This window comes from Kitasatospora sp. NPDC041917 (assembly GCF_055589745.1).
Map to the genome: position 1 here is coordinate 158,568 of NZ_JBVJBI010000014.1, position 23,414 is coordinate 181,981.

General features: G+C 74.5%; 19 protein-coding genes. 9 read left to right on the forward strand and 10 right to left on the reverse strand.

The features are described from left to right. On the forward strand, positions 1–830 hold an 830-nt coding region (locus ACZ6EM_RS19620), incomplete at its 5' end, for a M23 family metallopeptidase (protein ID WP_465772850.1). Between the two features lie 15 nt (positions 831–845). Here ACZ6EM_RS19620 and ACZ6EM_RS19625 read toward each other — a convergent pair. Beyond that, positions 846–1,478 (reverse strand): TetR/AcrR family transcriptional regulator, encoded by a 633-nt coding sequence (locus tag ACZ6EM_RS19625; protein ID WP_380542235.1) that lies wholly within the window; start codon positions 1,476–1,478, stop codon positions 846–848. Positions 1,479–1,698: 220 nt separating this feature from the next. Between ACZ6EM_RS19625 and ACZ6EM_RS19630 the strand changes: the two genes are divergently transcribed. After that, positions 1,699–3,294, forward strand: a complete 1,596-nt coding sequence (locus ACZ6EM_RS19630) for an MDR family MFS transporter (RefSeq protein ID WP_465772851.1) — start codon at positions 1,699–1,701, stop codon at positions 3,292–3,294. A 65-nt stretch (positions 3,295–3,359) separates the two neighbouring features. On the opposite strand, the gene ACZ6EM_RS19635 is transcribed toward ACZ6EM_RS19630, so the two are convergent. After that, positions 3,360–4,295 (reverse strand): HhH-GPD family protein, encoded by a 936-nt coding sequence (locus tag ACZ6EM_RS19635; RefSeq protein WP_401045241.1) that lies wholly within the window; start codon positions 4,293–4,295, stop codon positions 3,360–3,362. Between the two features lie 193 nt (positions 4,296–4,488). On the opposite strand from ACZ6EM_RS19635, the gene ACZ6EM_RS19640 reads away from it, so the two are divergent. Beyond that, the gene (locus ACZ6EM_RS19640) at positions 4,489–5,343 is read left to right on the forward strand and encodes a hypothetical protein (protein ID WP_401045244.1); all 855 of its coding nucleotides are present in this window, start codon (positions 4,489–4,491) and stop codon (positions 5,341–5,343) included. 222 nt (positions 5,344–5,565) lie between these two features. Here the strand turns inward: ACZ6EM_RS19640 and disA are convergent, their stop codons facing one another. Continuing rightward, a complete protein-coding gene (gene disA, locus ACZ6EM_RS19645) occupies positions 5,566–6,624 on the reverse strand; it encodes a DNA integrity scanning diadenylate cyclase DisA (RefSeq protein WP_188306273.1) in 1,059 nt (352 codons plus the stop codon). A 200-nt stretch (positions 6,625–6,824) separates the two neighbouring features. Beyond that, positions 6,825–8,348, reverse strand: coding sequence for a DNA repair protein RadA (gene radA, locus ACZ6EM_RS19650; RefSeq protein ID WP_401045247.1), 1,524 nt, complete (start codon positions 8,346–8,348; stop codon positions 6,825–6,827). 343 nt (positions 8,349–8,691) lie between these two features. Between radA and ACZ6EM_RS19655 the strand changes: the two genes are divergently transcribed. Further along, positions 8,692–10,500: a BACON domain-containing protein gene (locus tag ACZ6EM_RS19655; RefSeq protein WP_465772852.1), complete on the forward strand. Its 1,809-nt coding sequence runs from the start codon at positions 8,692–8,694 to the stop codon at positions 10,498–10,500. A 438-nt stretch (positions 10,501–10,938) separates the two neighbouring features. Here ACZ6EM_RS19655 and ACZ6EM_RS19660 read toward each other — a convergent pair whose 3' ends face one another. Further along, entirely contained in the window at positions 10,939–12,273 is a 1,335-nt protein-coding gene (locus ACZ6EM_RS19660; RefSeq protein ID WP_452178825.1) for a DUF1254 domain-containing protein, read from the reverse strand. A 360-nt stretch (positions 12,274–12,633) separates the two neighbouring features. Here ACZ6EM_RS19660 and ACZ6EM_RS19665 point away from each other — a divergent pair, with 360 nt between their 5' ends. Next, a complete protein-coding gene (locus ACZ6EM_RS19665) occupies positions 12,634–13,674 on the forward strand; it encodes an NAD-dependent epimerase/dehydratase family protein (protein ID WP_401050459.1) in 1,041 nt (346 codons plus the stop codon). A gap of 222 nt (positions 13,675–13,896) precedes the next feature. Here ACZ6EM_RS19665 and ACZ6EM_RS19670 read toward each other — a convergent pair whose 3' ends face one another. Both ACZ6EM_RS19670 and ACZ6EM_RS19675 read right to left on the reverse strand, forming a co-directional pair. Beyond that, a complete protein-coding gene (locus ACZ6EM_RS19670) occupies positions 13,897–14,946 on the reverse strand; it encodes a family 2 encapsulin nanocompartment cargo protein polyprenyl transferase (protein ID WP_401050457.1) in 1,050 nt (349 codons plus the stop codon). 231 nt (positions 14,947–15,177) lie between these two features. Further along, positions 15,178–16,596 (reverse strand): family 2B encapsulin nanocompartment shell protein, encoded by a 1,419-nt coding sequence (locus tag ACZ6EM_RS19675; protein ID WP_401050454.1) that lies wholly within the window; start codon positions 16,594–16,596, stop codon positions 15,178–15,180. Positions 16,597–16,926: 330 nt separating this feature from the next. Between ACZ6EM_RS19675 and ACZ6EM_RS19680 the strand changes: the two genes are divergently transcribed. Next, a complete protein-coding gene (locus tag ACZ6EM_RS19680) occupies positions 16,927–18,009 on the forward strand; it encodes an ATP-grasp domain-containing protein (RefSeq protein ID WP_465772853.1) in 1,083 nt (360 codons plus the stop codon). A 126-nt stretch (positions 18,010–18,135) separates the two neighbouring features. Here the strand turns inward: ACZ6EM_RS19680 and ACZ6EM_RS19685 are convergent, their stop codons facing one another. The 3 genes from ACZ6EM_RS19685 to ACZ6EM_RS19695 all read right to left on the reverse strand — a co-directional run bounded on the left by ACZ6EM_RS19685 (position 18,136) and on the right by ACZ6EM_RS19695 (position 20,579). Further along, entirely contained in the window at positions 18,136–18,684 is a 549-nt protein-coding gene (locus ACZ6EM_RS19685; RefSeq protein WP_380353551.1) for a methylated-DNA--[protein]-cysteine S-methyltransferase, read from the reverse strand. A gap of 203 nt (positions 18,685–18,887) precedes the next feature. Then, positions 18,888–19,121, reverse strand: coding sequence for a hypothetical protein (locus tag ACZ6EM_RS19690; protein WP_401051945.1), 234 nt, complete (start codon positions 19,119–19,121; stop codon positions 18,888–18,890). A gap of 168 nt (positions 19,122–19,289) precedes the next feature. Further along, entirely contained in the window at positions 19,290–20,579 is a 1,290-nt protein-coding gene (locus ACZ6EM_RS19695; RefSeq protein ID WP_401051948.1) for an MFS transporter, read from the reverse strand. 202 nt (positions 20,580–20,781) lie between these two features. Between ACZ6EM_RS19695 and ACZ6EM_RS19700 the strand changes: the two genes are divergently transcribed. The 3 genes from ACZ6EM_RS19700 (at position 20,782) to ACZ6EM_RS19710 (ending at position 23,258) form a co-directional block, all read left to right on the forward strand. Continuing rightward, the gene (locus ACZ6EM_RS19700) at positions 20,782–21,591 is read left to right on the forward strand and encodes a hypothetical protein (protein WP_465772854.1); all 810 of its coding nucleotides are present in this window, start codon (positions 20,782–20,784) and stop codon (positions 21,589–21,591) included. Between the two features lie 403 nt (positions 21,592–21,994). Beyond that, the gene (locus ACZ6EM_RS19705; protein WP_359915299.1) at positions 21,995–22,438 is read left to right on the forward strand and encodes a sortase-dependent protein; all 444 of its coding nucleotides are present in this window, start codon (positions 21,995–21,997) and stop codon (positions 22,436–22,438) included. Positions 22,439–22,520: 82 nt separating this feature from the next. Beyond that, positions 22,521–23,258, forward strand: a complete 738-nt coding sequence (locus ACZ6EM_RS19710; protein ID WP_401051954.1) for a class F sortase — start codon at positions 22,521–22,523, stop codon at positions 23,256–23,258. The last annotated feature ends 156 nt before the right edge of the window (positions 23,259–23,414 follow it).

Below are 23,414 nucleotides of genomic sequence, written 5' to 3' on the forward strand. Positions count from 1 at the left end.
CCGCACCGCTGCACACGCTCGGATCGCCCCGGCACACCACGCTGCCCGGCAGCCGGCAGCGGGCCGAGCACGACCACGCGCTGGTCTCGGCCGGAGCGGCCGCCGTGCTGCTCGCCGGCGTGCTGCTGGTCGCCACCCCGGGCTCGGCCTCGGCGCAGACCGTGCTGCCCACCACCCCGGGCAGCTCGGCCTTCACCGTGCCGAAGGTGGACGTGCCGAGCGCGGGGCTGGTCCAGGTGGCCGGACCCAGCGCGTACAAGCTGCCCGACGACGGCGACTCCGCGCAGCAGTCCGTGGCCGTGGCGGCCAACCTGCTGCCGTTCGACCCGCCGGCACCGGAACCGGCACCGGAACCGGACGTCGCCGCCGAGCCGGCTCCCGAGCCCGGACCCGCGCCCGATCCCGGGCCGGCCCCGGCTCCCGGATGGTCGGCGCCGGTGCCGAACGCACCGACCAGCAACCCGTACGGGAAGCCCAACCGCAGCTACGCGGCCGGGTACCACACCGGGGTGGACTTCGCGGTCGCCCCGGGCACGCCGCTGCTGGCGGTCGGCGACGCGACCGTGGTGTCGGCCGGCTGGGACGGCGCGTACGGCAAGGAGGTCGTGCTGCGGCTGGCGGACGGGCACTTCGCGCAGTACGCCCACATGTCCTCGGTCGCCGTCTCGGCCGGCGGGCGGGTGTCCGCGGGCGAGCGGATCGGCATGTCCGGGAGCACCGGCAATTCGACCGGGCCGCACCTGCACTTCGAGATCCGCACCAGCAACCGCTACGGCGCGGTGGTCAACCCGATCGCCTACCTCGCGGGGCACGGCGTCACGAACTTCTGAGCCGCCCTGCGGCGCTCAGCCGGCGCCGGGCGCGGGGTGGCTGATCCGGGCGCCGATCTCCAGCGCGATGTCCCGGGCCGCGCCGATCGCCTCGTCCAGGTCGGCGGGGGGCAGCCGCTCGCCCCACACGTTCGGGGCGTGACCGCAGTCCGCGTTGTCCTGCTTGACCAGGAACAGCGACGAATGGACGGTGAACAGCGCCATCGCGGCCCGCAGCCGGTCGTGGAAGTCCGCGTCCGGCCCGTGCACCAGCTGCATCATGGTGATCATGCGATCCCTGAAGGCCAGCCCGGCCGGGGACTCGCGCAGCGCGGGCTGGTTCTCGTGGAAGAAGCGCAGCAACGGGGCCCGCTCGGCCATCCCGTCCGCGAAGCGGCGGATCAGCTCGTCGCGCACCTCCGGGCTCCAGACCTGCTGGCGGCCCCACGCGACGGTCTCGTCGATCGGCGCGGCCATCCGCTCGACGATGCCCAGGACGATGTCGTCCTTGGTCTTGAAGTGGTAGTAGAGCGCGGCCTTGGTGACACCCAGGCGGTCGGCGATCTCGCGCAGTGAGGTCTGCTCGTAGCCCTGCTCGGAGAAGAGCTCCAGTGACACCTCGATGATGCGAGCCCGGGTGTCGCTGCGGGGGCTGTGCGGAGTGCCCATGGCCTGCCTCATGACTGCGTCGGTGACTACTGCGGACCCCGGGACGGCGGCCGCCCCGGACTCATTCTCCCTGCCCAGAAGGCCGGTCGGGAAACTGGCTTGACGACCGGCTAGTAAACAACCTACCGTGCCGACGGTCGATAAACTAGCCGGGCGACAAGTAAGTGAGCCGCCGCACGGCGCGACGCTCCGTCCGAACCACCTCCGGGAGACCCCTCTCATGTCACAGCCCAAGACCACCGGCCCGGCGCCGGAGGACAGGACGGCCGAGGAGGAGCAACCGCGGTCACCGCGCGAGATCCGCCTCGTCATGGTCGGCCTGGTCGTCACCATGCTGCTGGCCATGCTCGACAACCTGATCGTCGGCACCGCGATGCCGACCATCGTCGGTGAGCTCGGCGGCGCCGAGCACCTGTCCTGGGTGGTCACCGCGTACACCCTGGCCACCGCCGCCTCCACCCCGATCTGGGGCAAGCTCGGCGACATGTACGGCCGCAAGGGCAGCTTCCTCACCTCGATCGTGATCTTCCTGGTGGGCTCGGCGCTGTCCGGCCTGGCGCAGAACATGAACGAGCTGATCGGCTTCCGCGCCGTGCAGGGCCTGGGCGCCGGCGGTCTGATGGTCGGCGTCATGTCGATCATGGGCGCGCTCGTCCCGCCGCGCGACCGCGGCAAGTACCAGGGCATGTTCGCCGCGGTGATGGCCCTCGCCACTGTCGGCGGCCCGCTGGTCGGCGGCTTCATCACCGACCACCTGAGCTGGCGCTGGACCTTCTACATCAACCTGCCGCTCGGCGTGATCGCGCTCGCCGTGGTCATCGTGACCCTGAAGCTGCCGAAGGTCCGCAGCTCCGCCAAGATCGACTACCTGGGCGCCGTCCTGCTCACCACCGGCATCACCTCGCTGGTGCTGATCACCACCTGGGGCGGCCAGCAGTACGCCTGGGGCTCCAAGGAGATCCTCGGCCTGGGCGCGCTCGCCGCCGCCTCGCTGATCGCCTTCTGCTACGTGGAGCAGCGGGTCGAGGAGCCGATGCTCCCGCTCAGCCTGTTCCGCAACCTGAACTTCACCCTGGTCTCGATCATCGGCTTCATCGTCGGCTTCGTGATGTTCGGCTCGACCGTCTTCCTGCCGCTCTACCAGCAGGTCGTCCAGGGCGCCTCGGCCACCAACTCCGGCCTGCTGCTGATGCCGATGATGTTCGGCATGCTGGTGATCTCGCTGGTGGTCGGCCAGGCCGTCACCAAGACCGGCAAGTACCGGATCTTCCCGATCATCGGCACCGTCGTGATGACCGCCGGCCTGATCCTGCTCTCCACCATGGGCACCGGGACCAGCAGCTTCACCTCGGCCTGCTGGATGATCGTGCTGGGCGCCGGCATGGGCTTCCTGATGCAGATCACCATGCTGGTCGCGCAGAACAGCGTCGAGCTCAAGGACATGGGCGTGGCCAGCTCCACCGCCACCCTGTTCCGCACCATCGGCGGTTCCTTCGGTGTCGCGCTGTTCGGCGCGCTGTTCAACAACCGGGTGACCGACACCATGAAGGAGCGGCTCGGCGAGCAGGCCGCCGCCGGCGGCGGCGTGCAGGACCCGGGCCAGATGAGCCCGGCCGCGCTGCGCAAGCTGGACCCGGCCATCCAGGACGCCTACCACCACGCGGTGTCCAACGGCATGCACACCGTCTTCCTGTGGGGTGCGGGCGTGGCCGTGATCGCGATAGCGGCGGCGGTGTTCCTGCGCGAGGTGCCGCTGCGCGGGACCGGCAAGGGCGAGAAGCCGGCCGAGTCCTCGCTGGAGGCGGCGGCCGTCTGATGGTCCCGCCCGTACGGCGCCCCCGGGAGGTTCGTCCTCCCGGGGGCGCCGTCGTGTTCCGCCGCTTACTGGGGCAGCCGGTAGACGCCCTGCTCGACCGGCTCGACCAGGCCGTCCGCCACCAGGCCGTCCAGCGCCCGGGCCCGCTGCACCGCGTCCGGCCAGACCGCGTCCAGCCGGGCCTGCGGCACCGTCCCGTGCGCCTCGCGCAGCACCGCGAGCAGCTTGCCGCGCACCTGGCGGTCCGTCCCCTCGTAGGACTGACCGCGCCGGGCAGGGCCCTCGTACGGCGGGCGGCCGGCCCGCTGCCAGGCGCAGGCGGTGAACAGCGGGCAGTCCCCGCACTCCGGGCCGCGCGCGGTGCAGACCAGCGCGCCCAGCTCCATCACGCCGACCGCCCAGGTGGCCGCCGTCTCCGCGTCGTCCGGCAGCAGCGCGGTGGCGGTGCGGCGCTCGGCCGCGGTGGTCGCCTGGGGCGGGTACTCGACCCCGGTCACCGCGCGGGCGAAGACCCGGCGGACGTTGGTGTCCAGCACCACGTGCCGCTGGCGGAAGGCGAAGGAGGCGACGGCGGCGGCGGTGTACTCCCCCACCCCGGGCAGCGAGAGCAGCGTGGCGTGGTCGTCCGGGACCTCGCCGCCGTGCTCCTCGGTGATCGCCACCGCGGCCGCGTGCAGGCGCAGCGCCCGGCGCGGGTAGCCCAGCCGGCCCCACATCCGGACCGCCTCGCCGGACGGCTCGGCGGCGAGGGCGGCCGGGGTCGGCCAGCGGGTGAGCCAGGCCTCCCAGGCGGGCAGCACGCGCTTGACCGGGGTCTGCTGGAGCATGAACTCGCTCACCATGACCGCCCAGGGCGTCGCGTCGGGGGTCCGCCAGGGCAGGTCCCGCTTGCTCGCCTCGTACCAGTCCAGGACGGTCGAGTGGAACAGCGGCAGGGGCATCGGCAGCCGGGCGGCGTCGGCGGCGGAGACAGGGACGGAGGGGGTGGTGATGGCAGTCATGGCCCTTCGATCCTCCCATGCCCGCCGACCGGGCCGAAGTGGATCGGGCCACTCCGGATCCTCCCGGGGAAGCTCCGGAAATCGTCCGATTGGAGCTCGCTCGAACGGATCAAATGGCGGATCATGTGAAGGAAGGGGCGACTGTGCGGTGTTGGTGAGTCAATCGCCACACACAGTCTCGTAGAGTTTGATCGTGCCTTCTCTGCGTCAACCCGTCGGACCACTGCCGGCCTCGATCTACTGGCGTCGGCGCATCGTCGTGCTCGTCGCCGCCGCGGCGGTCGTCGCCCTGATCGCCTGGCTGATGATCGACCCGGGCGGGGGCGGTGACGGCGGCTCACCGGGCAACGCCGCACAGGCCGTTCCGTCCCAGTCCCAGAACCAGACCCCGGCCCAGGCCATCACGCCCGGCGCCTCCCCGAGCGGCCCCGCGGCACGCCCTGGCGGCGGCACCGGCGGCCCGGTGGCGGGCGGCGGCGGCACCGAGGTCAACCTCAGCGGCGGCACCGGCACCGGCGGCGCCAACCCGGCCCCCGGAGGCGGCGCAGCGCCGGCGACCGGCGGCGGTACGGGCGGCGGCACGGCCGGCGGCGGCACGGGCGGTGCTCCGGCCGTGAACACCCCCGAGATCATGGCGCTGCCGGTCTGCGCCTCCTCGCAGGTGGCGCTGGAGCTGGCCGGCACCCAGAACTCGTACCAGCCCAAGGACAAGCCCCGGCTGGCCCTGACGGTCAAGAACTCCTCCGGCACCAACTGCCGGGTGGACCTGGGCCGCACCGCCTCCGTGATCACGGTGAGCGGAAGCACCAACGACCGGGTCTGGTCCTCCGGTGACTGCCCGGCCGACAAGGGCAACATCTGGGTGCAGCTCGGCGCGAACGGCAGCCAGACCGAGACCTTCACCTGGGACCGCAGCCGCAGCAAGCCGCAGTGCGCGACCGCCGACCAGACGCCGCCGCCGAGCGGCACCTACGTGGTGCTCGCGGAGCTCACCGGGCTCTCCGGGGACAAGGTCTCGGCGCGGGCCTCGATCCGACTGGACAGCTGAGAACCGGTCAACTTTCCTGGAGCCCCCGGCCGCCGCGCGGCCGGGGGCTCCGTCGCGTCCGGGGGCGGGTTCGGTGCGGTGCTCCGCGGTGCTCCGCGCTTCGGCGCGGCACGGCTCCCGTTCGGTGCGGCTCCGGTTCGTGCGGACGTGCGACGGCCCCCGGGGAGGTCTGTCCCCGGGGGCCGTCGCCGAGTTCGGGTGTCCGTACGGCTGCGCGTCAGGTCAGACGTAGCGCTCCAGGATGGACGATTCGGCAAGGCGGGACAGGCCCTCGCGGACCGAGCGGGCGCGGGTCTCGCCGACGCCCTCGACGGTCTGCAGGTCGTCGATGCTCGCGGCGAGCAGCTTCTGGAGGCCGCCGAAGTGCTCGACCAGGCGCTCTATGACCGTGTTGGGCAGGCGCGGGATCTTCGCCAGCAGGCGGTAACCGCGCGGCGAGACGGCGGAGTCCAGCGACTCCGGCGAGCCCGAGTAGCCGAGCGCCTTGGCGACGGTCTGGAGGTCCAGCAGCTCGGCGTGGGTGAGCGCCTCCAGGTCGGCCAGCACCTCGGTGACCGTCCGGCCCTTCTTGGCGGCCCGCTCCGGGAAGTAGTCCCGGGCGACCAGCTCGCGCTCCGGCTCCACGCCCGCGATCAGCTCGTCCAGCTGGAGCGAGAGCAGCCGGCCGTCGATGCCGAGCTCCAGCACGTAGCCGGCGATCTCGGTGGCGATCAGCCGGACCATCTCCAGGCGCTGGGCCACGGCGGTGACGTCCCGGACCGTCACCAGGTCCTCGATCTCCAGCGCGGAGAGCGTGCCGGCCACCTCGTCCAGGCGCAGCTTGTAGCGCTCCAGGGTGGCCAGCGCCTGGTTGGCGCGGGACAGGACGGTGGTGGAGTCCTCCAGCACCCGGCGGGTGCCGTTGACGTACATCGCGATCAGCCGCATCGAGTGCGAGACCGCGACCACCGGGTAGCCGGTCTGCCGGTTGACCCGCTCGGCGGTGCGGTGGCGGGTGCCGGTCTCGTCGGTGGGGATGGTCGAGTCCGGCATCAGGTGCACGCCGGCCCGGACGATCTTGGTGATGTCCTTGTCGAGCACCACCGCGCCGTCGAGCTTGCACAGCTCGCGCAACCGGGTGGCGCTGAACTCGACGTCCAGGACGAAGCCGCCGGTGCACAGGGACTCGACGGTCTTGTCGAAGCCCAGCACGATCAGACCGCCGGTGTTGGCCCGCAGGACCCGCTCCAGGCCGTCACGAAGCGCGGTACCGGGCGCGATGGCGGTGAGGGAGGCCCGCAGCAGGGCCTCCTCGCGGGAGGCCTTGTCCGCCCCCCGGTCGCTGGCTGCCACGTGACTCCTCCGGTCGACCCGTGCCGCGCGCCTCACGCCGTGCGCCGGTCCGCGGTCTGTTGCTCTGTCGCTCAGTACCGCTCGGTACTGCCTTTTGGCCAATGAGACTGGGGAAAGTCTAACTGTGTGCGGCTTCGGCAGGGCTTGGGTCAGCGCAGTTCGTCGGAGTCCAGCGGCTCCCAGCCCTCCATCAGCTCCTCGGGGTACGCCGCGGGGCGGTCCGCGGCCCGGGCGGAACGCGGGGCCGGCGGCGCCGACGGTGCCTCACCGCGCGGCTCGGTACGCGGCTTGGCGGCCGAGCGGCGGCGGCCCGGGATGGCCCGCAGCGCCTCGCCGATGTCGGCCACCTCGACCACCTTCATGCCCGGCGGCACCTTGCCCGGGTCCGGCGGGACGAGGGCGTGGGTGAAGCCCAGCCGGTGCGCCTCGGCGAGCCTCCGCTGCACACCCGTCACCCGCCGCACCTCGCCCGCCAGGCCGACCTCGCCGATCGCCACCAGGTTGCTGGGCAGCGGGGTGTCGGTGGACGAGCTGGCCACCGCGAGCGCCACCGCGAGGTCCGCGGACGGCTCGGTCAGCTTCACCCCGCCGACCGTCGCGGTGTAGATGTCCTGCTTGCCGAGCTTCACCCCGCCGTGCCGCTCGACCACGGCCAGGATCATCGCGATCCGGGGGGACTCCAGGCCCGAGGTGGTGCGCCGCGGCGAGGGGATCTGCGAATCCACCATCAGCGCCTGCACCTCGGCCACCAGCGGGCGCTTGCCCTCCAGGGTGACGGTGAGGCAGGTGCCGGGAACGGGCTTGTCACGCCTGGTCAGGAAGAGGCCGGACGGGTCGGCCAGGCCGACGATGCCCTCGTCGTGCAGCTCGAAGCAGCCCACCTCGTCGGTGGCGCCGTAGCGGTTCTTGACCCCGCGGATGAGCCGCAGCCGGGCGTGCCGGTCACCCTCGAAGCTCAGCACCACGTCCACCAGGTGCTCCAGCAGGCGCGGACCGGCGATCTGGCCGTCCTTGGTGACGTGGCCGACCAGCAGGGTGGCCATGCCGCGCTCCTTGGACGCCCGGATCAGCGCGCCCGCCACCTCGCGGACCTGGGCCGGGCCGCCGGGGGCGCCGTCCAGCTCCGCGGAGGCGATGGTCTGCACCGAGTCCAGGATCAGCAGGCCGGGGTTGACCGCCTCGATGTGCCCGAGCACCGCGCCGAGATCCTGTTCGGCGGCGAGGTAGAGGTGCTCGGAGAGGGCGTTGATCCGGTCCGCGCGCAGCCGGACCTGGCCGGCCGACTCCTCGCCCGTGACGTAGAGCGTGCGGTGCTGCGCGGTGGCCGCCTTGGCGGCGACGTCCAGCAGCAGGGTGGACTTGCCGACGCCGGGCTCGCCCGCCAGCAGCACCACCGCGCCGGGCACCAGGCCGCCGCCGAGCACCCGGTCCAGCTCCGGCACGCCCGTCGAACGGGCCGTCGCGACCTGGCCGTCCACCTCGGCGATCGGGCGGGCGGGCGCGCTGACCGGACCCGCGGCCGTCGTGCGGATCGGCACCGCTCCGTACTCCTCGACCGTGCCCCAGGCGTTGCACTCCGGGCAGCGGCCGACCCACTTGGGCAGCTGGTTGCCGCACTCGGTGCATCGGTATGCCGGGCGGGGCTTGGCGGTGGTCTTGGAACGCGGAGGCATGCGGCCCACCGTAGCGCCTGGGTGTGACAACGGCGGGCCCGCCGGCGGGCCCGCCGCGCATCCAGACAGATGGACGATGTTGTTACCCGAAAGAAGTACATACGCGGCGAATGGTCGGAGTCAGCCGTCCGCGTTCTCTACCGTCGGACGGGTGACGACGAGAACTGTTGGGCCGACCGGGGCGGTCGGGCCTGGGTGGTCGGGCCGGCCGGAGAGGTCTCGGTGGCTGACCGGGGCGGTCGGGCCCGCCGAGTCGGCCGGGGCCACGGGCTCCGGGGCCGCAGGCTCGGCCGGGCCTGTCGAACAGCGGACCGGCGCCGCGCTCACGGCGTACGACCGGCAGGTGGACGGCCTGTTCACCTACTGCCTCTCGGTGCTCTGCGAGCACGACGCGGCCGCCGACGCCCTGCGCGAGGTCCGCGAACTGGCCCGGCGGCACGGCGCCCGGCTCGCCGAGCCCGGGCTGCTGCGCGCCTGGCTGTTCTCGCTCGCCCGGTACTGCTGCCTGCGCCGGCTCGCGGACGGTGGCCCGGCCGTGGCGGGTGCCGGGACCGGTACCGGGCGGGCTGCGGCGGCCGGCGCCGCACCGGACGAGGCCGAGACGGACGAGACCGGGGCCGAGGCGGCCCGGCGGCGGCGCGAGCTGTCCTCGCTCGCCTGGCCCGAGGCGGCCGGCACCGACCCGGAACAGCGCGAGGCACTGGAGCTGTCCGTCCGGCACCGGCTGACCCCGCTGGAGGTGGCGGCGGTGCTGGGCCTGCCGTTCGAGCGGACCCGCGCGCTGCTGGCCGGAGCCGAGGCCGAGGTCGCCCGGACCAGGGCGGCACTGCTGGTGCTCGGCGTGGGCAGTTGCCCGGAGCTGGACCGGCTCGGCGGCGCCGGGGCGGAGTCCTGGCGGGACTGGGTGCTCGGCCCGGCCCTGCGACGGGAACTGGTGCAGCACGTGCTGGACTGCCCGACCTGCCGGGGTACGGCGGAGCGGGTGGCCGCGCACGAGGCCGCCGAGGGTGCGGCCGGGCTGTCGGGGCTGGCGCTGCTGCGCGCTCCGGTGGACAGCTCCGGGACCGGCGCGGTCACCGGCGCGGTCACCGGCGCGGCGACCGCCCGGGCGGCTGCCGTTCGGGCGGCGGCTGCTCCGGCGACGGCGGCTCGGGTGGCGGAGCCGGGGCTGCGGTTCGACCAGAGCGGCTTCCCCCGGCACCGGGCGCCGGACGCGGGGCGCGGGCTGGCGGTGCGCCGGCGGGTGGTGACCACCGGGGTGCTCGCGGCCGTCCTGGCGGCGCCGGTGATCGCGCTCTGGGCCGGGCACCGGGGCGGCGGCGGATCGGGTTCCGCGGCCTCGGTGTCGGCGGTGCGGGTGGACGGGGCCGGGCAGCCCGCCGGGCAGGGGCCACGGCCCGCGGTGGACGGCCCGACGGGGTCGGGTGCGCCCGGCATGCCCGGGCTGGAGCTGGCGGGGGCCGGGGTCGGGATGGTCGCGGATGGTGCCGGTGTGGACGGTGCAGAAACGTTGCTTCCCGGGTTTCCGCGGCTCACCTTCCAGGGCTCGGTGATCCCGGTCCCGGCCCACGGCGCGACCCCGCTCGACAGCCCGGCCCTGGTCGCCGCACCGGCCCCATCCGTCGACCGGGCCTCCGCGACGGGCACCGGAGAGCCCGTCCCGGCCGGGCTGCTCACCGTCGAGGCCGGCGAGTACGGCAGCCGGACCATCCTCACCCTCACCAACTCCGGCACCACCGAGATCCGTTGGCACGCGGTGACGGAGGCCGGCTGGCTCCGGCTCAGCCGCGACTCCGGCACCCTGGCGCCCGGCCAACGGATCACCGTGATCGTCACCGTGGACGAGGACCAGGCGCCGACCGCGCACTGGACCGCCCGGATCGCGCTGCCGCCCTCGCAGGCGGTGGTCACCCTGGAGGGCGGACCGCACAACCGCGGTGGCTCCGCCTCCTCCCCGGCCGATCCGTCGCCGTCCTCGGCGCCGGCGCCGCCGCCGACCGGTTCCGCCGACACCTCGCCCACGGCGGCCCCCACCACGTCGAGCCCGCCCACGTCGTCCCCCTCGCCGTCCGGCCCGCCGACCGGCTCCCCGTCCCCCTCGGGCACGGCCACCACCGCCCCCGGCCCGAACACCCCACCGCCACCTCGCTGACACCACAGCCCGCCGGGGCACCTGGGCGCGTGAGAAGTCGGCCCGGCCGACTTCTCACGCCCAACGCGTCGGGCATCGGCGGCCGTGCAGACCGGCCGGCCACTGCCACCCCCTGAAGCCGGGCCAAGGGCGCACGAAAAGTCGAGCGGGCCGACTTCTTGTGCGCAACAGAGTCAGCCCAGCAGCGCGTGGGCCGGCCTGCACGTCCCAGCCGCCAGCCCGGGCAGGGAGGGATGCGTGAGAAGTCGAGCGGGCCGACTTCTCACGCCCAACGGGTCGGACGTCAGCGGCGATGCAGACCGGCCTGCCGATGCCACCCCAGAAGCCGGACCGAGGATGCACAAGAAGTCGACCAGGCCGACTTCCCGTGCGGGATGGGAAGCCAGCACGCCAGCAGGAGGGGCTGGGGCCGAGGGGGGGTGGGCGTGCTGCGGGGCGTCAGGCCCGGTGGATCGGCGGGGGCTGGTAGCTGCCGTCCAGGACGGCGGGCTCGGGCTGGTAGATGCGGAGGATGGGGCGGAACTCGCCGGGCGGGGTGGGGAGCCAGTTGGCGGCGGCGGCCGGGTCCTCGGGCTGGTCGTGCTGGAGGGCCAGGGTGAGGGAGCCGTCCTCGGCGTGCACGAGGCCGGGGGTGCGGTCGCCGATCGAGTAGCGGTCGATCGGGTTCTCCACCAGGTAGTAGTCCGGGACGGAGTACATCGTGACGGACCAGAAGGCCCCGGCCGGGGGCGGCTGGTCGAAGCGCAGGGTGTAGTCGTGGGCCCCGGTGAGGGGTCGGCCGTCGGAGTCGTCGTAGGTCATCGCGTACGAGGCCTCGTAGGCGTGGTTGCCCCAGAGGCCGGCCCGGGCGGCGGCGGCCCGGCTGAGGTAGGCGGCGCGGCGGTCGGGGATGCGCCATTCGGGGTCGTCCAGGGTGCCGGGGCCCAGGTGGTCGGTGTTGTAGTCGAACAGGTGGAGCGTGCTGCGCCACTCGCCGGGCGGGTGGTCCTCGGGCGGGCGGGTGGCGTCCTCGACCCGTTCGCGGCCGGCGGCGAGGCCCTTGGCCAGCGTCAGCGTCCATTCGGGGGCGGCCGAGCGGTACGGCGAGGCGCCGTCGTCCAGCAGGCCGAGCGGGGCGAAGCGGCGCTGGTACTCGATGTCCGCGGTGGCGGGCGGGAAGGCCTGCATCCAGACCCGCAGCCGCTCGAAGAAGGCCAGCCGCTCGGGGACGTCCCCGTCCGGCTCGGGCAGTCCGGCGACCAGGCCGCCGGGTTCCAGCGGCTCCAGTTCCAGGGCGGACTGGAGGGCCCGGACCCGGGGCAGGTCGTCCGGCCCGGTGCAGGCGAAGCGGCCGACGAGGGTGCCGACGGTGGTCGGCAGCTCGATCACCCGGTTCGGGTCCGGCGGGGTGCCGTGCCAGCCTGGTGGGACGATCAGCCAGGTCTGCGCTCCGGTGCCGGTGGCCCGGCGGCCGAGGTAGGCGACGTTGTCCGTCCAGGCGTCGATGATCTGCAGCACGTAGTAGGCGCCCGCGGTGTCCGGGACGCGCAGCACCTGGGGGCCTTCGGAGAGGTCGAGCTGGGCGATCGAGTAGATCGTGTCGTTGTTGACCGAGACGAAGCGGTCGGCCGGACCGGCCAGCCGGGTGGCGTGGCTGATGTGGTTGAACGGCGCCGCCGGCAGGGTGCCCAGGCCGCCGTGGGCGAAGCGCTCGACCATGGTGAGGCCGGCGACCAGCGGGTAGCCGTAGACGTACGCGTCGGCGGCCAGGGCCTCCAGCTCGGGCTGGTTCATCGCGGGTCCTTCGTCCGGGGCGGGCAGCCGGTCGGCGGAGTGCTCGGCGTCGGCGGGCCGTTCGTCACCGGCGGCGGCCGGCGGGTCCGCCGTCCGGGCCGTGCTCCGGGCCGTGCTCCGGGCGGGCGCCGGACCGGGGTTCGGTCGCCGACCGCGGTACACCTCGGATGCTAAGCGGGGCCGAGTGGGGCGGCATGTCGGACCGGACGCCCCGCGGCATCCGGCGACCCGACGCCCGTGACCGGACGCCCGTGACCCGACTTCTGCAGCCCGACTTCTCCGGCCCGACTTCTCCGGCCCGGCATCTGCTGACCGCGAATCCGGGCGTACGGGCGGCGCGGCCGGGAGAGGGTCCTCGGTATGAAGATCCTCTTGCTTGGGGGCTCGTCCTTCCTGGGACGGGCCTACGCTGCCGAGGCCCTCGCCCGGGGCCACCGGGTGACCACCTTCAACCGCGGTCGCAGCGCCGCCGACCTGCCCGGCGTCGAGGCGGTCCGGGGCGACCGCGACAGTGCCGGGGACCTCGCCCGGCTGGTGGACGGCCGCAGCTGGGACGCCGTCGTCGACACCTCCGCCCAACAGCCCGCCCAGGCCGCGCTCAGCGCCCGGCTGCTGCGCGAGCGGGCCGGCCACTACACCTTCGTCTCCTCCGTGCACGCCTTCGCCGACTGGCCCGCCCGGGCGGTCGACGAGGACTCCGCACTGCACCCCTGCCCCGCCGACACCCCGCCCGGCCAGCCGCCCGCCACCGCCCTGAAGGCCGGCTGCGAGCGCGCCGTGCTGGCGGGGTTCGGCGCCGGGCGCACGCTGGTGCTGAACAGTGGACTGCTCGTCGGACCGTACGAGTTCGGCGGCCGACTGCCCTGGTGGCTGGAGCGGATGGCACGCGGTGGGCGGGTGCTGGCCCCGGGGGATCCTCGACGGACCATGCAGGTGATCGACGTCCGGGACTTCGCCGGCTTCGGGCTGGACCTGCTGACGGCCGGGACGGCGGGGCGCTACATCACCACGGCGCCGCCTGGGCGGCTGAGCTTCGGCGAGTGGCTGGCGACCTGCCGGGAGGTCGCGGGGGCCGCGGACACCGAGTTGGTCTGGGTGCCGGACGAGCCGCTGCTCGCCGAGGGGCCGGACCAGGTGGGCGCGTGGACCGAACTCCCCCTCTGGGCACCGGACCTGCCCGAGATGGCGGGCGCCTGGCTGGCCGACACCGGCCGGGCGGAGGCGGCCGGACTGCGCTGCCGCCCGTTCGCCGAGACGGCGCGGGACACCTGGGAGTGGCTGCGGCGACGCGGGCCGGTCGAGGACACCGACGCCGAGGGGCGCAAGGGGCGGCCGGGGGCGGCGGTGCGGCAGGGCCTCGAACCCGCCAAGGAACGGCGGCTGTTGGCCGCCCTCGGCTGACGGCGGCGCCGGTCGGCAGCGGTGCCCGGGCACCGGTAGTGGGAAGTCGGCCGGACCGACTTCCCACTACCGGCGACACTCCCAGCGCCACTCCCGGCGCCACGCCCGGCGCCACGCCCAGCGCCACGCCCAGCGCCACGCCCGGCAAGACTCCTTGGGGCGCTCCTCAGGGCGCTCCGGGGACGTGTTCGACGCGCGCCGCCTTCGGCGCGGGCGCCCCGTTCAGTGCGTGCGGCGGGTGACCAGCTCGGCGAGCGCCAGCAGCTCGTCCGCCGCGGCCGGCTCCGGGACGGCGGCGGCCAGCTGCGCCATCGCCGCGGCCATCCGCTCGCAGGACTCGCCCTGCGCCCAGCCGCGCCCGCCGGCCGCCTCGACGGCCACCGCGCACTGCGCCAACTCCTCGGCGTCCAGCGGGCGTTCGATCGCGTACAGCTCGGCCAGCAGCTTGCCCTCGACGGTGCCGGATCCCAGCGCCGCGACCACCGGCAGCGACTTCTTCCGGGCGACCAGGTCCGCGCCGACCGGCTTGCCGGTGACCGCCGGATCCCCCCAGATGCCGATCAGGTCGTCGATCAGCTGGAAGGCCAGGCCGATCTCCCGCCCGAAGCAGTCCAGCGCCTGCGCCGCCTCCTCGGAGGCGCCCGCGTACAGGGCGCCCATCGCGCAGGCCGCGCCCAGCAGCGCGCCGGTCTTGGCCTCCGCCATCGCCAGGCACTCGGGCAGCGAGACGTCGTTGCGCCGCTCGAAGGCGCAGTCGATCTGCTGGCCCTCGCAGAGCTCCACCACGCAGTCGGCGAGCCGGCGGATCGAGCCGTGGGCGGCCGGGTGGGTGTCCTCGGCGAGCAGGCGCAGCGCGAGGGAGTGCATGGCGTCCCCGGCCAGGATGGCCTCGGTGGTGCCGAACACCCGCCAGGCGGTGGGCCGGTGGCGCCGGGTGTCGTCCCGGTCGATGACGTCGTCGTGGAGCAGGGTGAAGTTGTGCACCAGCTCCACCGCGGCGGCCGCGGCGACGGCCTCGTTGGGCTTGCCGCCCAGGGCCTGGGTGGCGGCGAGGACCATGGCCGGTCGGATCGCCTTGCCGGCGGAGGCCTGGGCCGGCGTGCCGTCCGCCTCCCACCAGCCGAAGTGGTAGCCGGCCACCTTGCGCATGGTGCCGGGCAGCGAGTCGACGGCGGCCCGCAGGACCGGGTCGACCAGGGCGCGGGTCCGGGCGAGGATGTCGGCCGCCTCGTGGCCCTCTTTGTGGTCCCGCTCCAGCGTGGGACTGGTCATGGGTGTTTCCCCCTGTCGGGCGCCTGTCGTGGGACGGCCCGCCGACGGCGGGCCGGGGTTGCGCTGTGCCGGTGCGCGCCGGGCCAGTGCGCAGCAGGTATGCGCCGGGCCAGTGCGCAGCAGGTACGCACCGGGTCGGTACGCAGCCGCCCGGCCGGGGCCGGTGGACGGCCCCGACGGACGGCGCGGCTCTGCGAGCGGCCCCGCGAACCGTCGGTACTGCGCGATCCGTCAGTGCTGCGCGATGTCCACGTTCTCCAGGACACCGACCGCGTCCGGCACCAGGATCGCGGCGGAGTAGTAGGCGCTCACCAGGTAGGAAATGATGGCCTTGTCGTCGATTCCCATGAACCGCACCGAGAGGCTGGGCTGGTATTCATCCGGAATTCCGGTCTGGTGCAGGCCGATGACGCCCTGGTTGTCCTCCCCGATTCGCATCGCGATGATCGAGCTGGTGCTCCCGACGATCGGGATCTTGTTGCACGGGAAGACCGGGACGCCGCGCCAGGACATGATCTGCTTGCCCTCGACCTCGACCGTCCCCGGGTAGAGGCCGCGCTTGTTGAGCTCCCGGCCGAAGGCGGCGATGGCCCTGGGGTGGGCCAGGAACATCCTGGTGCCGCGGCGGCGACTGAGCAGCTCGTCCATGTCGTCCGGGGTGGGCGGGCCGGAGTGGGTCTGGAACCGCTGCTCGTACGCGGCGTTGCCGAGCAGGCCGAACTCGGGGTTGTTGACGAGCTCGTGCTCCTGGCGCTCGCGCAGGGCCTCGATGGTCAGCCGCAGCTGGTGCTCGGTCTGGTTCATCGGCTGGTTGTAGAGGTCGGCGACCCGGGTGTGCACCTTGAGGATCGTCTGCGCGACGCTCAGCTCGTACTCGCGCGGCTTGAGCTCGTAGTCGACGAAGGCGCCGGGCAGCTCGTACTCGCCCTGGTGGCCGGCGGCGAGGTCGATCGCGGCCTCGCCGTGCTTGTTCTGCGCCTGCTGGAAGCCGTTCAGGTACTCGATGACCTGGAGCTGCAGCGCCTCGGAGCGGTCGTGCAGCTCCTGGAAGGAGGGCCAGGACAGCGTCAGCACGGTGCCGGAGGTCGCGGCGCGGACGGTGTACGGCCAGTCGCCGCCGTCCTGCCGGATCGCCTCGTCGCCGAGGTGGTCGCCGTCGGCGAGGGTGCCGACCACCGTCTCCTCGCCGTACTTGCCGGTGCCCAGCCGGTCGAGCTTGCCGTGGGCGATCAGGAACACCTCGGTGATCGGCGCCCCGGCCTGGACCAGGACGTCGCCCGCATTGAAGTCCCGCTGCACGAAGCGCGAGGCCAGCTCCTCCAGCACGGCCTCGTCCTGGAAGCCGCGCAGCACCGGCACCTCGGCCAGCGTGGGCGGGACGATCCGCACCTCGGCGCCGGTCTTGACGAAACCCACCCGGCCGCGGCCGACCGAGTGGCGCAGGCGGCGGTTCACCCGGTAGGTGCCGCCGGACACCTGCACCCAGGGCAGCCTCCTGAGCAGCCAGCGCGGGCTGATGCCCTGCATCTGCGGCGCGGACTTGGTGGTCGTCGCGAGGTTCCGCGCGCCCGCCGTGCTCAGACTCTGCTGCTGCCGGATCTCCGGTTGCGCACCGGGCGCGGGAATACCGGCATTCGTTTCGGTCGACATGAGGGGAGCCCTTCGCATATCCCAATGAAGCGTCGCCTTGCACATGCGTGTTGCAGCTTCATGGTGGGCCCATTCAGGGGCGCCCCGCAATCACTCGTTCGAGTGGTTCCGAATGGCCGAACAAATAGTACGAATGGATCACCCAATCGATATTTGTTCGACTATTTATTCGAACATATCGGAGTGCCGCGCCTCATCCTCCCCCATCGAAGCCCCGACCCGCGCCACCCCCTGCCGCCATCCGCCCACGGCGCCCCTGCCGTCCGGGCCGTTCGAACAGGCCGCTAGGGTGCCCTGACCCTTCGTCAACTTCCCTCCCGGGAGGGTCACATGAGTGCACCCGTACGTGTCTGGCTGAACCGCACCTACGCCGAGAACGTCTTCTTCATCGAGCAACTGCGCGCCGCCCCGCGCCCCGTCGTGGTCCACGCGACCCACGGCGACCCGGACTCCCCCGTGCTCGCCGCCGCCGACCACGGCACTCCGGAGCCCGCCGGCCTGGCCGCGGACGGCTACGTCAGCTACGCCCTGGACTACTGCGCCCGGCACGCGATCGACGTCTTCGTCCCGCAGCTGCACCAGCTCGCCATCGCCCTCGCCCGGCCGGAGTTCGAGGCGATCGGCACCACGCTGCTCTGCCCGCCGGCCACCGCGATAGCCGCCTTCACCAGCAAGGCGGACGGCTACGCCACGATCGCCGGGGCCGGGCTGCCCACCCCGCCCTGGTGGCGGGTGCGCACCCCCGCCGAGCTGTGGGACGCCGTCGAACGGATCGAGGGCGCCGGCCGCACCGCCTGTCTCAAGCCCACCACCGGCGCCGGCGGCGCCGGCTTCCGGGTGCTCACCCGGGAGCCCTACAACGCACGGCGGCTGGCCGGCTGGGACCACCGGGTGCAGGTCGAACAGGTCGCCGCGGCACTGGCCGGGGGCGGCCCGGACGGCGAGCCGGTGGACCTGCTGGTGATGCCCCACCTGGACGGGCCGGAGGTCTCGGTGGACTGCCTCGCCGACCGGGACGGCAGCCCGCTCGCCGCGGTCGGGCGCACCAAAGAGGGCCGCCGCAGGGGCTTCACCACCGAGGAGTGCTACCTGGAGCCCGTCCGGCGGCTGGTCCGGGCGACCGGGATGGCGTACCTGTCCAACGTCCAGTTCCGCCGCCTCGACGGCCTGCCGGTGGTCATCGACGTCAACACCCGCCCCGCCGCCGGGCTCCACCAGCTGCGGCTGTGCGGACTCAACCTGCCGTGGGACGCGGTGCGGCTGGCGCTCGGCGAGCGTCCGGAGTGCGCGGGGGCGGAGCCGGACGTGCGCGGCATCGAGTACACCCTGGTGCCCGGCATCCGGCCGGTGCACCCGCAGCAGGGGCCCGGGCGGGTGTCTCCGGGGGCGCAGCCGGCGGCGGCCCCGGCGTGACGACCGGCGGGAGCAGCGGGCCGGGCGTGACGACCGGCGGGAGCAGCGGGCCGGGCGTGACGACCGGCGGGAACGGCGGGCCCCCTGCCGGCCGCGGGCCGCTCGCCGCCGCCCGCACCCCCGCCGCTACAGCGGGCCGTTCCAGTCGAGGGTCGGCTCCAGCACGCCCTCCAGGGTGAGCAGCCAGCGCTTCACCTCGATCCCGACCCGGCCGCCACCGAAGCCGCCGATCCCGTCCGCCGCCACCACCCGGTGGCAGGGCACCAGCAGGGGGACGGGGTTCGCGGCCATCATCTGCCCGACCGTGCGGGCGGCCAGGCCAGGCTCCGTGATGTCCTCGAACACCCCGCTGCGGGCAGCCAGTTCGCCGTAGGTGATGGTCCGGCCGTACGGCACCTCGCGCCAGAGCGTCTGCAGCACCGCGCGGTGCGGGCCGGAGCTCAGGCTCCAGTCGACCGGCAGGCCCAACTCGCGGGTGCGGCCCGCCAAGTAGGCACCGATCCGCTCGGTGACGGCGGTGATCTTCGACTCGTCGGTGCACGCCGGCAGCTCGCCCTCGCGCGGCCCGGTGTAACCGGCCGACGCCACGCCGAGCGGGGTCACCGCGATGCGCATCGGCCCGCTGGGCAGCGGCGTGGGCACGGTCAGCCAGGACATCGACCAGGACTGCGACACGCTCGGGCCCCCACCCTCCGCCGGACCGGCCGCCGGCCACCCCGGTACCCGGGGGGCGTCCCCGCCCCGCGCGCCATCGTACGGCGGGCGGGCGCGCGCCGGGCGGGCGCGCGGCAAGCCGTCGCACGGCGGGTGCCGGGGTGGCGGACCGTCGCGCGGCGGTCCGCCGTACGACGGCCCGCCTGCGGCACGGGCGGCTCCGGTCAGAGCTGCGCCTTCAGCCCGCGGGCGAGCGAAGCGCACCAGTGCACCAGATCGGCGCGGTCCGGGGACCGTCCCTCGCAGAGCACGGCCAGCTGGTCGTCACTGAGCCGGTTCGACCCCGGGATCTCCAGCAGGTACGCCAGGTCCGCCAGTACGGTGGCGAGCCGCTCCGCGTCCGCGTGGTCCAGGGTGACCGCGGTCCCGTGATGGCTGATGGTGAGCGAGCCGGGCATGATCGACCTCCTCCGTCTCCCCCGTCCTCCACCGTACGACCGGGTCGGCCGCCCCGCCCGCCGCGGAGGCCTACGTGCGCGGGAGGGGCAGCCGGTTGCGCTCCGGGGCCGGCCGGGCGCGGTGCGCGATGGGCCGGGGGTGCGCCCCGAAGCCGTCCGAGGGGTTGGTCAGCTGTCCGGGCCCTCCTCCCAGCGGCGGTTCCGTACCGCCGGTACGGCCAACACTACGGCCCCGGCCACCAGTTGCCAGACCGCCCCGACGAGCAGCACGGTGTCCGCGCCGAACCGGCCCGCCAGCGGACCGGCCGCCGCCAGTCCGAGCGGGCCGAGGGCGAAGGCGCCCAGGACGCCGAAGGCCGTCATCCGGCCGAGCAGCTCCACCGGCACCCACTTCTGCAGGGTGGTGTTGTAGAGCGTCCCGCAGACCGCCGAGCCGGCCCCGGCCACCAGCGCGCCGGCGGCCACCCAGGGCAGCCCCGCCCCGGCCGCGAGCGCCCCGGAGGGCAGCGCCCAGGCCAGCGCCGCCGCGGACGCCACCGCGAGCGGACGGGCGGGCGCCCGGCCGAGCATCAGCAGGCCGCTCAGCACCGCCCCGGCGCCGTACACGCCCATCACCAGGCCCCAGGCCCGGGCGCCGCCGAGGTCCCGCTGCGAGAGCAGCGGGCCCAGCACCAGGAAGGGGGCCCAGACCAGCAGGTTGAACAGGCCCATCTGCGCGGTGGTGATCCACAGCCACGGGCGGGAGACGAACTCCGACCAGCCGGCCCGCACGTCCCGGATCATCGACTCCTCGCCGCCCGCCGCCCGTACCGGCAGCCGCAACCTGGCCAGCGCGAAGGCGCCGACGCCGTACGTCACCGCGTCGGCCAGCAGCACCGTCGCCGGTCCCCAGGCGGCGGTGACCAGCCCGGCGGTGGCGGGGCCGACCACGGTGGACACCGAACGGGCCAGCCCCAGCAGGGTGTTGGCGTCCGCCATCAGGTCCTTGCGGCGCACCAGATCGGGCACGATCGCGCCGAAGGCCGGCATGAACAGCCCCTCGCCGACCCCCCAGAGCGCCACCAGCACGACCATCGCCCAGACCGGCGCGTGCCCGGCCGCCAGCAGTCCGGCGAACAGCGCCTGGACCAGGCCGCGCAGCAGGTCCGAGCCCAGCATCACCCGGCGGCTGCCGAGCCGGTCCGCGATCACCCCGCCGGCCAGCAGCACCAGCACCACCGGGAGGATCCGGGCCGCCATCACCCACCCCAGGGCGGTGCCGCCACCACCACCGGCTCCCCCGGCGCCGCCCTCGCCGTCGAGCACCGCGAAGGCGACCGCGACCGGCGCCATCGAGGAGCCGATCAGGGAGGTCGTGTACCCGATGAAGAACCACGTGAATTCGCGCTCGCCGAGCACGGCGAGACGGTCTCCCAGTCGCCTTCTACGGGCCGGGATCCGTTCGGTCTGCATTGCCATGTGCAGCAAGTCTGCGGTCCGGCGGGGAGCGCTTCAAGGGATTCCGGCGAAAAAGTTGAGCCTTTTGGAGTCAATTTTCCGGGCGGAGCGAACTGCCGCAGTAAATTTGCCTTCCAGTGGCCCCCGACCTGCCCTTTACTGCGATTCTCGACTAGGGTTCGAGCGGCTTGGCGGAATTGATTTACTGCGGAAGAAGGCGATCGTGACAGAAACTGCGGCAGGACTCCCACCGGTCGAGTACGCCGTCGCCGTCGAGCGCTACCTGGCCGCCTCCGGGCTCGCCGACGGCTCCCGGCGGATCTACCGGATCGCGCTGGACACCTGGGCCTGGGCGCTCGCCGACCGGCCCTCCCCCACCGGCCCCGAACGGCGGCGGGCCCGGCCGCCCGTCCTGCCGCTCGCACTGCTCGACCACCCGGACGCCGCCGAACGACTGCGCGACGCGGCCGCCCGGCGCGCGGCCGACACCGACCCGCGCACCCTCAACCGGGAACTCTCCACCCTGCGCGCGGCCGTGGCCTGGTGGCGGGCCAGGGGCTGGCTCGACGGCGACCCGACCACCGGCCTGCTCGCCCGCCCGCTGCCCGGACCCACAGCGGCCGCAGGCCCGTTGACCCCCGAGGAACTGCACGCCCTGTTCACCCTCCGCGCGCCGCTGCGCGAACAGGCGCTCTGGCACCTGCTGCACGAGTCCGGCGCCGCGATCGAGACGGTCCTCGCCCTGGACACCGACCACCTCGACCCGCCCCGCCGCCGCACCCGCCCCGGGCAGGCCACCGTCCACTGGCAGTCCGGCACCGCCCGGCTGCTCCCCCTCCTGGTGGCCGGCCGCGCCACCGGCCCGCTCTTCCTCACCGACCGCCGCGCCCCCGCCGGCGCCCCCGCCCGCGACCGCTGCCCGTACACCGGCCACGCCCGCCTCTCCTACCGCCGGGCCGCCGAGCTCTTCACGGCCCACACCCGGCCGCTCGGCCCGGGCTGGACCCTCCGCCGGCTGCGGGCGGGGCGGTAGCCGCGGGGCGGCGACGGGCAGCGGGCAGCGGGGCGGCGACGGGCAGCGGGCAGCGGGCAGCGGGCAGCGGGCAGCGGGCAGCGGGCAGCGGGCAGCGGGCAGCGGGCGACCGCAACGTCGGCAGCGCCGCGCCGTTACGCAGCCGATGGGCGGCCGTGACACGACCGGCCGAGGACCGCGACACGGCCCTCCTACCGTCGTCCTCGACGCCACCGGCCGAACCGATCGAGCCGGCCGGAGGGCGTCCGCGACGAGGACGTACGCGTCCGGCGCCGACGACGGACGTCCCGCGACACCAGCACACCGGGGCCCGCGAAGCGCGGTGCGAACGCGGTGCCAACCGCACCGCACCGCGGACCGCCGGCCGCCCAGGTACCGACCGATGCAGATGGAGACACCCCGCATGAGCAGGAGCCGTACCCACCACTCGCCCGCCCGCCGCGTCCTGGCGGTCTGCGCCCTGACCGGCGCCGCGCTGCTGGCCACCATCAGCGGCGGGCAGGCCTGGGCCGACGGCGTGCCGAAGCCGGCCGCCCCCAGTGTCGCCGCCCCGAACGGCGACGCGGCGCCGAGGACCGCCGTGCCCACGCCGTCCGCCGCCCCGAAGACCGACGCCTCGCCGGCCGTGGCCGCCCCCAAGGGCGTCGCCTCGCCCGCCCCGGTCGCGCCCGGTGGCGCCCAGCCGCAGGTCCGCGAGGTGCCCAAGGGCGCCGCGCAGGCCGGTGACGGCTCCGCCGCGTCCGAGGGTTCCGGCCTGATGCTCGCCGGTGGCGGCACCGTCGCGGCCGTCGGCGCCGCGGCCCTGGGCTTCGCCGTTCTGCGCCGCCGCTCCGGTGCGCGCGGCTGACACCGGTCCCGAGTCCGCCGGGCGCCCCGGCGCCGCTTCCCCGAACCCGGCCGGGCGGGGAAGCGGCGCCGGGGCCGTCCCGGTGGCGGGGACCGACACCCGCCGTCGCGCCAAGGACCACCGGCGGGGCCGCCGACGCGCCGCCCGGCCCGCTCCGGGCCCGCTGCGCCGCACCGCCTTCGGCACCGCGGGCCTGCTCTGCCTGGTGCTCGGCACCTCGCTCGCGCTGTCCGGCCGGGAGACCCCGGTGGTGCGGGTCGAGACCTCCGGGCACGGCACCGGCACCGGCACGGACGCCCCGGCGATGGCCCCGGGCACCCCGGCCACGACCGGCGCCGCGTCCACATCCACGTCCACCGCCCCGAAGCCGTACGCGTCCTCGCCGCCGACCCGCCTGCTGGTCCCCTCCGTCGGGGTGGACGCACCGGTGACCGACCTCGGCCTGAACCCCGACGGCACGGTCGAGGTGCCGCCGGCCGACCGGGGCGAGGAGGTCGGCTGGTACCGCAACGGCCCCACACCCGGCGAGAACGGCCCCGCCGTACTCATCGGGCACTACGACACCGTGCACGGCCCGGCGGTCTTCAAGCAGCTGCCGAAACTGCGGCCCGGCGAGCTGATCCGGATCCGGCGCGCCGACGGCAGCACCGTGGACTTCAAGGTCCGCACGCTGCTCCAGGCCGCCAAGGACCACTTCCCGACCGAGCAGGTGTACGGCGACACGCCCGCGCCCGCACTCCGGCTGATCACCTGCGGCGGGCGGATCGGCTCGGACGGCCACTGGACGGACAACATCATCGTGCTGGCGGACCCGGCCTGACGGCCGGGACGGGTCGTACGGACCACATGAACCACATGGACCGTACGAGCCGTACGACCCACGTGGTCCGGACTACCCGGACTACCCGGACTACCCGGACTACCCGGACTACCCGCACGAAGCTACCGTCGCGGAACCGCCGACCACCGACCGCGC

Coding starts and splice junctions, on each gene's coding strand:
- ACZ6EM_RS19625 (WP_380542235.1), bottom strand. CDS start 1,478: ATGGGCACTCCGCACAGCCCCCGCAGCGACACCCGGGCTCGCATCATC.
- ACZ6EM_RS19630 (WP_465772851.1), top strand. CDS start 1,699: ATGTCACAGCCCAAGACCACCGGCCCGGCGCCGGAGGACAGGACGGCC.
- ACZ6EM_RS19635 (WP_401045241.1), bottom strand. CDS start 4,295: ATGACTGCCATCACCACCCCCTCCGTCCCTGTCTCCGCCGCCGACGCC.
- radA (WP_401045247.1), bottom strand. CDS start 8,348: ATGCCTCCGCGTTCCAAGACCACCGCCAAGCCCCGCCCGGCATACCGA.
- ACZ6EM_RS19660 (WP_452178825.1), bottom strand. CDS start 12,273: ATGAACCAGCCCGAGCTGGAGGCCCTGGCCGCCGACGCGTACGTCTAC.
- ACZ6EM_RS19665 (WP_401050459.1), top strand. CDS start 12,634: ATGAAGATCCTCTTGCTTGGGGGCTCGTCCTTCCTGGGACGGGCCTAC.
- ACZ6EM_RS19670 (WP_401050457.1), bottom strand. CDS start 14,946: ATGACCAGTCCCACGCTGGAGCGGGACCACAAAGAGGGCCACGAGGCG.
- ACZ6EM_RS19675 (WP_401050454.1), bottom strand. CDS start 16,596: ATGTCGACCGAAACGAATGCCGGTATTCCCGCGCCCGGTGCGCAACCG.
- ACZ6EM_RS19680 (WP_465772853.1), top strand. CDS start 16,927: ATGAGTGCACCCGTACGTGTCTGGCTGAACCGCACCTACGCCGAGAAC.
- ACZ6EM_RS19690 (WP_401051945.1), bottom strand. CDS start 19,121: ATGCCCGGCTCGCTCACCATCAGCCATCACGGGACCGCGGTCACCCTG.
- ACZ6EM_RS19695 (WP_401051948.1), bottom strand. CDS start 20,579: ATGGCAATGCAGACCGAACGGATCCCGGCCCGTAGAAGGCGACTGGGA.
- ACZ6EM_RS19705 (WP_359915299.1), top strand. CDS start 21,995: ATGAGCAGGAGCCGTACCCACCACTCGCCCGCCCGCCGCGTCCTGGCG.